The sequence below is a fragment of the Streptomyces sp. NPDC029956 genome, assembly GCF_055574655.1.
On record NZ_JBVHZJ010000072.1, the window covers coordinates 6,986 to 18,467 of the forward strand.

Below are 11,482 nucleotides of genomic sequence, written 5' to 3' on the forward strand. Positions count from 1 at the left end.
CCTCCCCTGCACCACCGCGGCAACACACACCCCGCCGCGACCACCACCACCCAACACCCCCCCCCACCCCCCCCCCCCCCCCCCCCCCCCCCCCCCCCCCCCCGTGTCCGTGTCGACGTGTCCGTCCGTGCGTGTCCGTCTGTGTCGGGGACGGCTACGACATGGCGTTGTAGATCTGGAAGCCGGGGCCGACCTTGTTCCGGGTGCCGAACTTGCCGGGAGCGGTGTTCAGGTAGCTGTAGAGGTCGCCCGCCGAGGTCACGCCCAGCAGGTCGCCCTTGCCGTCACCGTTCAGGTCGCCCGGCGCTACCAGCTTGGTGTACGTGTTCCAGCCGCTGCCGACCTTCACCCGCGCGCCGAACGGCGTGGTCGCGCTGCCCGTGCCCGGGTAGAGGTACAGATCGCCGCCCGAGGTGCGGGCGGCGAGGTCCGCGCGCCCGTCGCCGGTGTAGTCGCCCGCGCCGATGATCCGGTTGAAGGAACCCCAGCCGCCGCCGACCTTGATGCGCGAGCCGAGCGCCGTGCTCCGGCCGGTGCCCGGGTACAGGTACAGGTTGCCGGAGCGGTCGCGGGCCAGCAGGTCGCCCTTGCCGTCGCCGGTCAGGTCGCCGGGGCCGGCGAGCGCGTTGTAGACGCCCCAGCCCGAACCGATGTAGGCGCCGTCGATGTAGAGGCCGTTGTCGAAGAGCTGGGCGATGTCGGACGAGTTGTCCGGGTCGAGCGAGGACAGGTGCGTGTAGTCGGCACCCCGCCAGCCGCCCGTGTCGCCGTACTGGGCGCGCTTGGTGAGCAGGCCGTTGGTCCGGCTGCCGTACCAGAACATCGTGCCGGCCGAGTCCCGTGCCAGGACGCCTTCCTTGGTGCCGGTGACCGGCCGGTTGCTCGCCCCGCCGAACTGCGGGACGCCTTCCCAGCCGCCCACGGTGCTGGCCTGCGTACGGGGCGCCAGGGTGCCGTTGCCCCTGCCGGTGTAGTACCAGAAGGTGCCCTTGGCGTCGCGGGCGAGGAGCTCGCCGCTGCCGTCGCCGTTGTCGTCGCCGACGGGGACGATCGTGTTGTAGACGTTCCAGCCGGTGCCGGCCTTCACCGGTGCGGCGAACGGCCTGCCCTTGTCGCCCTGGCCGGCGTAGAACCACAGGTTGCCGGCGGTGTCACGGGCGTACAGATCGGCCCAGCCGTCGCCGCTGTTGTCGCCGGAGCCGATGAGCTGGTCGTAGGTGTTCCAGCCGGAGCCGACCTTCACCCGGGCGGAGAGGGGCGCGCTGCGCTTGCCGGTTCCGTAGTACAGGTACAGGTTGCCGCCGGTGTCGCGGGCGAGCAGGTCCGCCAGGTTGTCGTCGTTCACGTCACCGGGCGAGAAGAGCTTGTTGTAGATCTGCCAGCCCTTGCCCTGCCATGCGTACGCCGCCGAGGTGGGCGTGGCGTCCGCGTACATCGTGAGCGCGCCCTGTTCCGAGAGCATCAGGACCTCGGGGCCGCCGCCGGCCACGTCCTGGTTGCCGATCGGAATGATGTCCTTCGGGGGCTCGGACTGGATCCCGTTGAAGGCGCCACCCCCGCTCGCGGCCAGCGAGGTGTAGACGTTGCCGTCCCAGCCGCGGTAGATCAGGTCGCTCACGCCGTCGCCGTCGAAGTCCGACAGCGGGTCGGGGACCCTGGACCCCGTGGCGGCCGCGGCGGCACCGTCGGCCGCGGCGGAGGCGCCCGCACGGGCCGTGCCGGGCGTCGGCCGCGTCGACGGCGGCGGGGTGAAGTCGGCCGCGGGCTTTTCGGCGGCGGCGTGGGGCGGCGCGGGTCGGTCGGCCGACGCCGGCGTCGCGAGCAGCATGCCCGCGGAGAGGACGAGGGCGGTGCATGCCGCGAGGCGGGCACGCGTGAAGTGCACAGAACGCAAGAGATCCCCCCCAGGGATCAGAATGTCGTCGGACCGGGAACGGGCGTCCGCGGCGTCTCCGTACGGCAGAAAGCGCGTACGGAGGGCGAACACCTCCGGGTGTTCGGGAGCATACCGTCCGGGGGTGACAAGAGCTTCCGGGAAAGGGGACGCCCCGCACCGGAAGTCCGGTGCGGGGCGTCCCCGGCTGGCCGAGAAGCGTGGTCACGACATGGTGTTGTAGACCTGGAAGCCGCCGCCGAGCCTGACCCGTGCCGAGAACTTGCCCGGCGCCGTGTTCAGGTAGCGGTACAGGTCGCCGGCCGAGGTCACGCCCAGCAGGTCGGCCTTGCCGTCGGCGTTCAGGTCGCCGGGGGCGACCACCTTGGTGTACGCGTTCCAGCCGCTGCCGACCTTCACCCGCGTCTTGAACGCGGACGTCGCGTTGCCGGTGCCCGGGTACACGTACAGGTCGCCGCCCGGGGTGCGGGCCGCGATGTCCGTACGGCCGTCACCGGTGAAGTCACCGGCGCCGACGATCTTGTTGAACGCGCCCCAGCCGGTGCCGACCTTGACGCGCGCCGCGAAGGCCGTGCCCTTGCCGTTGCCCTTGTAGAGGTACAGGGCGCCGACGCGGTCGCGGGCCAGCAGGTCGCCCTTGCCGTCGCCGCTCAGGTCGCCCGGGGCGACGATCGCGTCGTAGATGTTCCAGCCGCTGCCGATCCTGTTGCCGTCGATGTACAGGTCGCCGACCGGGTCGCCCTTGAGCTGCACGGCGAAGTCCGAGAGGCCGTCCGCGTTCAGCGAGGACAGGTTCGTGAAGGTGAGGTCGTTGACCTCGCCGTCCGGGAGGACGTGCTCGCGCGGGAACAGCTTGCCGGTGGTGGAGTTGGTGTACCAGTACAGCGACCCGCCGGGCGTCGTCGCGACGACGCCCTCCTTGCCCGTGTACGGGATGTTGCCGGCGCCGGCGAGCTGTGCGACGCCCGTGAGGTCGCCCGTGCCGCCCTGCTGCACGCGGCCGCCCAGGGTGCCGTTGCCGTTGCCGGCGTAGTGGAAGAGCGTGCCGGCGTTGTCACGGGCCAGCAGGCCGCCGTTCCCGGCGGGCAGGATCTGGTTGTAGACGCCCCAGCCGCCGCCGATGGACTTGCGGGTGCCGAACGGCTTGTTCTTGTCGCCGGTACCGGCGTAGAACCACAGCGTGCCGGCGGTGTCCCGGGCGTACAGGTCGGCCTTGCCGTCGCCGGTGCCGTCGCCGAGGCCCACGAGCTGGTCGTAGGCGCCCCAGCCGTTGCCGACCAGGATCCGGGTGCTGAGCGGACCGGACGCGCTGCCGGTGCCCAGGTACAGGTAGAGCGCGCCGTCATGGGTGCGGGCGACCACGTCGGCGCGGCCGTCGCCGTTCACGTCGCCGGGCGAGGTGATCTTGTTGTAGATCTGCCAGCCGCCGCCGACCACCGAGGAGTACGGGGTGCCGAGCGGATCGGCGTCGGTGTACAGGGTGAGCGTGCCGTTCTCGGAGAGGACGAGCACCTCGGGTTCGGCCGTGCTGCCGCCCTGGTTGCCGATCGGGATGACGTCCTTCGCGACGTCCTCGAAGCGGAAGAGGTCGAAGAGGCCACCGGCGCCGGAGGACGTGTTCGAGTAGAGCTCGCCGTCCACGGTGCGGAAGATGATGTCCTCGGCGCCGTCGAGGTCCAGGTCGGACAGCAGCGGAGACGTCGCCGCGACCGCGGCCGCACCCGCACGAGCGGCGTCCTTCCCCGTACGGGAGTCCCCCGTGCGGGCGGCGTCCTTCTTCGGAAGCGTCAGCTTCGGCGGCGTGAAGGAGGGCTTCGCCTTCTCGATCGACGGAACCGGCGCCGGGGTGTCGGCGGACGCCGGACCCGCGAGCAGCATGCCGGCCGAGAGGGCGAGCGCGGTGCAGGCGGCGACACGACGGGAACGCTTGGAGTTCAGGAAAAGCAAGAGATCCCCCCCAGGGATCAGAGGTTCGACAGAACCAAACAGGGGGGCTCGCACAGCGTCGAAACGGCATCGGCGCAGGCCGGTGGGCATGCGGAGACGGCTTCGTCCGACGGTCGGACACCCCCCCGGATGTTGAAAGTGAGTCTACCTACCGGGGAGGCTTGCGCCAGAGCATTACTCTCCACATCCGACCGGGCGGTCAGTTCTTCCGGTGCCCTATCAACCGCGGCTTCGGCTCAAGACCGTCCAGACCGTGCCACGCCAGATTCACCAGATGCGCCGCGACCTCCGCCTTCTTCGGCTTGCGCACGTCCAGCCACCACTGCCCCGTCAGCGCCACACTGCCCACCAGCGCCTGCGCGTACAGCGGCGCCAGCTTCGGATCGAAACCCCGAGCCTTGAACTCCAGACCCAGGATGTCCTCCACCTGCGTCGCGATGTCACTGATCAGCGACGCGAACGTACCCGTCGACTGCGCCACCGGGGAGTCCCGTACGAGAATCCGGAAACCGTCCGTGTAGTTCTCGATGTAGTCGAGCAGCGCGAACGCCGCCTGCTCCAGGAGCTCCCGCGGATGCCCCGCCGTCAGCGCACCCGTCACCCCGTCGAGGAGCTGACGCATCTCCCGGTCGACCACGACCGCGTACAACCCCTCCTTGCCGCCGAAGTGCTCGTACACCACCGGCTTGGAGACCCCGGCCTTCGCCGCGATCTCCTCCACCGACGTGCCCTCGAAGCCCTTCTCGGCGAACAGCGTCCGGCCGATGTCCAGCAGCTGCTCCCGGCGCTCCGCACCCGTCATCCGCACCCGGCGGCCCCGCCGGGGCTTCTGCTCGCCGCTGCCGGTGCCACTGGTCCTGCCGTCGATCGCCACGTCTTCCATCATGCCGCGTCTGCGGACGCGCTCTGGCGGCGGGCTTCGATGCGCTCCTTCGCCGGCCAGCGCACGTCGTACGCCCAGCCCGCCAGCTCGAACCAGCGGATCAGCCGCGCGCTGGAGTCGACCTGGCCACGCAGCACCCCGTGCCGCGCCGACGTCGGGTCCGCGTGGTGCAGGTTGTGCCAGGACTCGCCACAGGACAGCACCGCCAGCCACCACACGTTGCCCGAACGGTCCCGCGACTTGAACGGACGCTTGCCCACCGCGTGACAGATCGAGTTGATCGACCACGTCACGTGGTGCAGCAGCGCGACCCGCACCAGCGAACCCCAGAAGAACGCGGTGAACGCACCCCACCAGGACATCGTCACCAGACCGCCCACCACCGGCGGGATCGCGAGCGACAGCATCGTCCAGAAGATGAAGTCACGCGAGATCCGCCGGATCGCCGGGTCCTTGATCAGATCCGGCGCGTACTTCGCCTGCGGCGTCCGCTCCTCGTCGAACATCCAGCCGATGTGCGCCCACCACAGACCCTTCATCAGGGCCGGCACCGTCTCACCGAAACGCCACGGCGAATGCGGGTCGCCCTCCGCGTCCGAGAACTTGTGGTGCTTGCGATGGTCCGCCACCCAGCGCACCAGCGGACCCTCCACCGCCAGCGAACCCATGATCGCGAGCGCGATCCGCAACGGCCGCTTCGCCTTGAACGACCCATGCGTGAAGTAACGGTGGAAACCGATCGTGATGCCGTGGCAGCCGATGTAGTACATCGCCACCATCAACCCCAGATCGAGCCACGACACGCCGCCCCAGCTCCAGGCCAGCGGTACCGCCGCGATCAGGGCGATGAAGGGCACCGTGATGAACAGCAGCAGCGTGATCTGCTCGATCGATCGCTTCTTGTCCCCGCCGAGCGTGCCGGAGGGCAGGGGGTCCTGTTCGGTTTCGAGCAACTCAGGGCTGGTGGTCATGGGTGTCCCCTGGGGAAGAAGGGATGAGGATGAAAGAGAGCGGAACGGGATGAAGAGAACGCGAGGCTACGCCTCCGTAACCTACGGCGTCGTAAGTATGGCAGCGCCGGAGCGCGCGGCAAGGGGGCACAAGAGGACCCTGGCCGCTGTCCGGCAGATGGACACCTATCCTGGGTGCGTCGGACAGCGCGGTCCGCAAGCCTCCAGAACCCCTCCAGACGTGCTCAAACACTGCAAGGAGCCGCACCTGTGAGCAGTGCCGACCAGACCCCCACCGCCAGCGCCGAGCTGCGCGCCGACATCCGCCGACTGGGCGATCTCCTCGGCGAGACCCTCGTCCGCCAGGAGGGCCACGAACTCCTCGACCTCGTCGAGCGGGTCCGCAGCCTCACCCGCGAGGACGGCGAAGCCGCCGCCGAGCTGCTCCGAGGCGTCGAACTCGAGACCGCCGCCAAGCTGGTACGCGCCTTCTCCACCTACTTCCACCTCGCGAACGTCACCGAGCAGGTCCACCGCGGCCGCGAGATGCGCGAGAAGCGCGCCGCCGAGGGCGGCCTCCTCGCCCGCACCGTCGACATGCTCAAGGACGGCGACCCCGAGCACGTACGCCAGACGGTCAAGAACCTCAACGTCCGGCCCGTCTTCACCGCGCACCCCACCGAAGCCGCCCGCCGCTCCGTCCTCAACAAGCTGCGCCGCATCGCCGCCCTCCTGGAGACCCCGGTCATCGAGGCCGACCGGCGCCGCCACGACCTGCGGCTCGCCGAGAACATCGACCTCATCTGGCAGACCGACGAACTCCGGGTCGTCCGCCCCGAGCCCGCCGACGAGGCCCGCAACGCCATCTACTACCTCGACGAGCTGCACGCCGGCGCCGTCGGCGACGTCCTGGAGGACCTCGCCGCCGAGCTGGAGCGCGTCGGCGTCGAACTCCCCGCCGGCACCCGCCCGCTCACCTTCGGCACCTGGATCGGCGGCGACCGCGACGGCAACCCCAACGTCACCCCCCAGGTGACCAGGGACGTCCTGATCCTCCAGCACGAGCACGGCATCACCGACGCCCTCGAACTCGTCGACTACCTGCGCGGACTCCTCTCCAACTCCATCCGCTACGCCGGAGCCGACCAGGAACTCCTGGACTCCCTCCAGCGCGACCTGGAACTCCTCCCGGAGATCAGCCCCCGCTACAAGCGCCTCAACGCCGAGGAGCCGTACCGCCTCAAGGCCACCTGCATCCGGCAGAAGCTCGTCAACACCCGCGAGCGCCTCGCCTCCGGCACCCCCCACCAGGACGGCCGCGACTACCTCGGCACCGCCGAACTCGTCCACGACCTCACCCTGATCCAGACCTCGCTGCGCGAGCACCGCGGCGCGCTCTTCGCCGACGGCCGGATGGACCGCACCATCCGCACCCTCTCCGCCTTCGGCCTCCAGCTCGCCACCATGGACGTCCGCGAGCACGCCGACGCCCACCACCACGCCCTCGGACAGCTCTTCGACCGCCTCGGCGAGGAGTCCTGGCGGTACGCCGACATGCCGCGCGACTACCGGCAGAAGCTCCTCGCCAAGGAGCTCCGCTCGCGCCGCCCGCTCGCCCCGACCCCGGCCCCGCTCGACGCCGCCGGACAGAAGACCCTCGGCGTCTTCCACACCATCAAGGAAGCCTTCGAGCGCTTCGGCCCCGAGGTCATCGAGTCCTACATCATCTCGATGTGCCAGGGCGCCGACGACGTCTTCGCCGCCGCCGTCCTCGCCCGCGAGGCCGGCCTGATCGACCTGCACGGCGGCTGGGCCAAGATCGGCATCGTGCCGCTCCTGGAGACCACCGACGAGCTCAAGGCCGCCGACGTCATCCTCGACGGCATGCTCGCCGACCCCTCCTACCGGCGCCTCGTCTCACTCCGCGGCGACGTCCAGGAGGTCATGCTCGGCTACTCGGACTCCTCCAAGTTCGGCGGCATCACCACGAGCCAGTGGGAGATCCACCGCGCCCAGCGCAGGCTCCGCGACGTCGCCCACCGCTACGGCGTACGACTCCGCCTCTTCCACGGCCGCGGCGGCACCGTCGGCCGCGGCGGCGGCCCCTCGCACGACGCGATCCTCGCCCAGCCCTGGGGCACCCTCGAGGGCGAGATCAAGGTGACCGAGCAGGGCGAGGTCATCTCCGACAAGTACCTGATCCCGTCCCTGGCCCGCGAGAACCTGGAACTGACGGTCGCCGCCACCCTCCAGGCCTCCGCCCTCCACACCGCGCCCCGCCAGTCCGACGAGGCCCTGGCCCGCTGGGACGCGGCCATGGACACCGTCTCGGACGCCGCCCACACCGCGTACCGCGAGCTCGTCGAGGACCCCGGCCTGCCGGCGTACTTCCTCGCCTCCACCCCCGTCGACCAGCTCGCCGACCTGCACCTGGGCTCACGGCCCTCCCGCCGCCCCGGCTCAGGCGTCTCCCTCGACGGACTCCGCGCCATCCCCTGGGTGTTCGGCTGGACCCAGTCCCGCCAGATCGTCCCCGGCTGGTACGGCGTCGGCTCCGGCCTCAAGGCCCTGCGCGAGGCCGGCCTCGACCCGGTCCTCGGCGAGATGTACGAGCAGTGGCACTTCTTCCGCAACTTCCTCGCCAACGTCGAGATGACGCTCGCGAAGACCGACCTGCGGATCGCCCGCCACTACGTCGACACCCTGGTCCCCGACGACCTCAAGCACGTCTTCGACGCCATCGAGGCCGAGCACGCCCTGACCGTCGCCGAGGTCCTCAAGATCACCGGCGGCGAGAAGCTCCTGGACTCCAACCCGGTCCTCCAGCAGACCTTCTCCATCCGCGACGCCTACCTGGACCCGATCTCCTACCTCCAGGTCGCCCTCCTCGCCCGCCAGCGCGGCGCCGCCGAGCGCGGCGAGGACCCGGACCCGCTGCTCGCACGGGCCCTGCTCCTCACCGTGAACGGCGTCGCGGCGGGCCTGCGCAACACCGGCTGACGCCCGGCCGCACACAGAACGGTGCCCCCGTGGAGATCCCTCCACGGGGGCACCTTCATGACGGGGTACGTCCGTACCCCGGCCCTCAGTGCTGCTGGGCCTTGCGACGGCGGGTCACCAGGAACGCGCCGGCACCCGCGAGGGCCACGGCGACGGCGGCGAGCACGCCGACGGGGGCGCTGGAGCCGGTCTCGGCCAGGTCGCCGCCCGTGCTGCCGGTGCTGCCCGTGCCACCGTTGCCGCCGGTCTCGCCCGCGGAGGTGGAGGCGGACGGCGACTCGGTGCCACCGGGGGTCTCCGAGGCACCCGGGGTCTCGGAGGTGCCCGGGGTCTCCGACGGAACGGGGCTCTCGGTACCCGGGGTCTCGGTACCGGGCGTCTCGGTACCAGGGGTCTCCGTACCCGGAGTCTCGGTACCGGGGGTCTCCGTGCCGGGCGTCTCGTCCGGGCAGTCGACCTTGAAGACCTTGTGCTTGGCCGCGCCGTTCTCGCCGTCGAAGTTCCAGAACAGCTTGTACTGGCCGTCGGCGAGCTTCAGGTCCTCGGTGCGCCCGTGCCCCTCGGCGTCGAGGGTGATGGCACCCTTCTCGACCTCGGTGCCCTTGTCCTGGTCGTTGTTCGCCCAGGCCTCGATGCGCCAGATCGCCTTCTGCTCGGCGTCGAAGTTGAAGGCGTCGAGGTAGAAGGCGCAGACCTTCGGCTCGTTGGCCTTGATCTCCTCGCCGGTCTTCGAGTCGTGGATCTTGACCGTGCCGTTGTCGCCCTTGGGGCCCTCCGACGCGGAGGCCACCGGGGCCAGAACGAGGGAGCCTGCCATGGCCGCGACAAACGCGGCGGCGGGGATGAGAGAACGTCGCATGTGCAGTCGTCCATCTATGGGATGAGGGATGCCGTGGGGGGTGGCAGGGGGGGCAGCCTATCCCTCGCCTTGAGTGAGCATCAGGCCGGAGTTCCCTGACGATCGCGCCAGGAACCAGTGGAATCCGGCCACAACCCTCAGAGCGCGAAGAACGCCGCCACGAGCAGCGCCCCGCCCGCCCCCGCCATCGACCACGCCGTCCTCGGCAGCCGCAGACCGCCACCGATCAGCGGCGACGCGAGCAGCAGCGCCCCGCCCAACGGCAGCCACGCGTGCAGACCACCGCCCCAGCCCGTCCGTACGCCCTCGTCCGTGCCCGGCTTCACCACCACCGGGATCGTCACACCCTGCTCCGCCGCCACCGAACGCGCGATCGTCAGCGTCCGCCGCGTCGAGGAGACGTCCTCCGGGGCGTAGCGGCCGCTGCACGTGTCGTCCGTGCAGCCGGTCACCGTCAGCGTGCCGTGCTCCCGCCCCTTGGCGAGCAGGACGTGCTGGGCCGAGGCCCAGGAGGTCCAGGCGCCCGCGACCACGAGAAGGAGGGCGACCAGGGCCATGGCGGCGTTACGGACGTGCGTCATGACCCGGGATCGTACAGTCGTACCGCGTGAGTCCCACCAGCCTCAGGAGTTGTACGCGGACTGCGCCCGCTCCAGACCCTCCGCCACCAGGCACTCCACCGAGTCCGCCGCCCGGTCCACGAACCAGTCCAGGTCCTTCCGCTCCGTCGACGAGAAGTCCTTCAGAACGAAGTCCGCCACCTGCATCCGGCCCGGCGGACGCCCGATCCCGCACCGCACCCGGTGATACTCCGCACCCATCGACTTCGTCATCGACTTCAGACCGTTGTGCCCGTTGTCACCGCCGCCGATCTTCAGCCGCAGCACCGAGTAGTCGATGTCCAACTCGTCATGGATCGCCACGATGTTCGCCGTCGGCACCTTGTAGAAGTCACGCAGCGCCGTCACCGGGCCACCCGACAGGTTCATGTACGACATCGGCTTCGCGAGGACCACCCGACGACTCGCCGGCCCCGGCGGACCCATCCGGCCCTCGACGACCTGCGCCTGCGCCTTCCCCGCCCGCTTGAACGAGCCCCGCATCCGCCCGGCGAGCAGGTCCACCACCATGAACCCGATGTTGTGCCGGTTGGCCGCGTACTCGGGCCCGGGATTGCCGAGGCCGACGATCAGCCAGGGCGCGTTCGCGTCATCGGTCATGTGCGTCGGGTCTCCTCGTCCAGCTACGTCCAGATACGGAAAACGGGGTGGCGGGCCGTGCGGCCCGTCACCCCGTCACGTCAAGCAGAGCCTACGGCTCAGGCCTCGGCGCCCTCGGTGGCCTCGGCCTCGGCGGCCGGCTCCTCGGCCTGCGCGGCCAGGACCTGCAGGACCACGGCGTCGGCGTCGGTCACCAGGGTCGCGCCCTTGGGGAGCGTGATGTCCTTGGCGAGGACGGAGGCACCGGCCTCCAGGCCCTCCACGGAGACCGTGACGGCCTCGGGGATGTGGGTGGCCTCGGCCTCGATGGAGAGGGTGCTGAGCACGTGCTCGAGCAGGTTGCCACCGGCCTTGAGCTCGCCCTCGGCCTGCACGGGGATCTCGACGGTGACCTTCTCGCCGCGCTTGACGAGGAGCAGGTCGACGTGGACGAGGAAGCCCTTGATGGCGTCACGCTGGACGGCCTTCGGGATCGCCAGCTCGTTCTTGCCGTCGACGTCCAGCGAGAGCAGGACGTTCGGCGTACGCAGCGCGAGCGCCAGGTCGTGGGCCGGAAGGGTCACGTGCGCCGGCTCGGAACCGTGGCCGTAGACGACGGCGGGAACCTGGTTGTTGCGGCGGATCGCACGGGCGGCGCCCTTGCCGAACTCGGTACGGACGGCAGCGGCGAGCTTGACCTCGGACATGGTGCACTCCTCGTAGAAAAGGTGACGAAAGACCTGGGTCACC

Annotated in this window: 9 protein-coding genes; 1 reads left to right on the top strand and 8 read right to left on the bottom strand. The window is 70.4% G+C overall.

Going from position 1 to position 11,482, the window contains the following annotated elements:
• Positions 1-154: 154 nt before the first annotated feature.
• From ACZ4XX_RS35790 to ACZ4XX_RS35805, 4 genes are all read right to left on the bottom strand, one after another.
• Positions 155-1,885 (bottom strand): FG-GAP repeat domain-containing protein, encoded by a 1,731-nt coding sequence (locus ACZ4XX_RS35790; protein WP_468511997.1) that lies wholly within the window; start codon positions 1,883-1,885, stop codon positions 155-157.
• A 213-nt stretch (positions 1,886-2,098) separates the two neighbouring features.
• A complete protein-coding gene (locus ACZ4XX_RS35795; protein ID WP_468511998.1) occupies positions 2,099-3,841 on the bottom strand; it encodes an FG-GAP-like repeat-containing protein in 1,743 nt (580 codons plus the stop codon).
• A 199-nt stretch (positions 3,842-4,040) separates the two neighbouring features.
• The gene (locus ACZ4XX_RS35800) at positions 4,041-4,724 is read right to left on the bottom strand and encodes a TetR/AcrR family transcriptional regulator (protein ID WP_030315379.1); all 684 of its coding nucleotides are present in this window, start codon (positions 4,722-4,724) and stop codon (positions 4,041-4,043) included.
• Entirely contained in the window at positions 4,724-5,695 is a 972-nt protein-coding gene (locus tag ACZ4XX_RS35805; RefSeq protein ID WP_468511999.1) for an acyl-CoA desaturase, read from the bottom strand. The genes ACZ4XX_RS35800 and ACZ4XX_RS35805 overlap by 1 nt, the downstream gene beginning before the upstream one ends.
• A gap of 249 nt (positions 5,696-5,944) precedes the next feature.
• On the opposite strand from ACZ4XX_RS35805, the gene ppc reads away from it, so the two are divergent.
• Complete coding sequence (gene ppc, locus ACZ4XX_RS35810) at positions 5,945-8,674, top strand: phosphoenolpyruvate carboxylase (RefSeq protein ID WP_468512000.1); 2,730 nt, start codon at positions 5,945-5,947, stop codon at positions 8,672-8,674.
• A gap of 85 nt (positions 8,675-8,759) precedes the next feature.
• On the opposite strand, the gene ACZ4XX_RS35815 is transcribed toward ppc, so the two are convergent.
• The 4 genes from ACZ4XX_RS35815 to ACZ4XX_RS35830 all read right to left on the bottom strand — a co-directional run bounded on the left by ACZ4XX_RS35815 (position 8,760) and on the right by ACZ4XX_RS35830 (position 11,439).
• On the bottom strand, positions 8,760-9,533 hold the full coding sequence (locus ACZ4XX_RS35815; RefSeq protein WP_468512001.1) for an LPXTG cell wall anchor domain-containing protein: 774 nt from the start codon (positions 9,531-9,533) through the stop codon (positions 8,760-8,762).
• Positions 9,534-9,670: 137 nt separating this feature from the next.
• Entirely contained in the window at positions 9,671-10,114 is a 444-nt protein-coding gene (locus ACZ4XX_RS35820; protein ID WP_468512002.1) for a hypothetical protein, read from the bottom strand.
• A gap of 42 nt (positions 10,115-10,156) precedes the next feature.
• Positions 10,157-10,753 carry an aminoacyl-tRNA hydrolase gene (gene pth / locus ACZ4XX_RS35825; RefSeq protein WP_468512003.1) on the bottom strand — a complete coding sequence of 199 codons (597 nt, stop codon included), beginning with the start codon at positions 10,751-10,753 and terminating at the stop codon, positions 10,157-10,159.
• A 98-nt stretch (positions 10,754-10,851) separates the two neighbouring features.
• Complete coding sequence (locus tag ACZ4XX_RS35830) at positions 10,852-11,439, bottom strand: 50S ribosomal protein L25/general stress protein Ctc (RefSeq protein ID WP_468512004.1); 588 nt, start codon at positions 11,437-11,439, stop codon at positions 10,852-10,854.
• Positions 11,440-11,482 lie beyond the last annotated feature (43 nt).

Coding starts and splice junctions, on each gene's coding strand:
- ACZ4XX_RS35800 (WP_030315379.1), bottom strand. CDS start 4,724: ATGGAAGACGTGGCGATCGACGGCAGGACCAGTGGCACCGGCAGCGGC.
- ACZ4XX_RS35805 (WP_468511999.1), bottom strand. CDS start 5,695: ATGACCACCAGCCCTGAGTTGCTCGAAACCGAACAGGACCCCCTGCCC.
- ACZ4XX_RS35815 (WP_468512001.1), bottom strand. CDS start 9,533: ATGCGACGTTCTCTCATCCCCGCCGCCGCGTTTGTCGCGGCCATGGCA.
- ACZ4XX_RS35820 (WP_468512002.1), bottom strand. CDS start 10,114: ATGACGCACGTCCGTAACGCCGCCATGGCCCTGGTCGCCCTCCTTCTC.
- pth (WP_468512003.1), bottom strand. CDS start 10,753: ATGACCGATGACGCGAACGCGCCCTGGCTGATCGTCGGCCTCGGCAAT.
- ACZ4XX_RS35830 (WP_468512004.1), bottom strand. CDS start 11,439: ATGTCCGAGGTCAAGCTCGCCGCTGCCGTCCGTACCGAGTTCGGCAAG.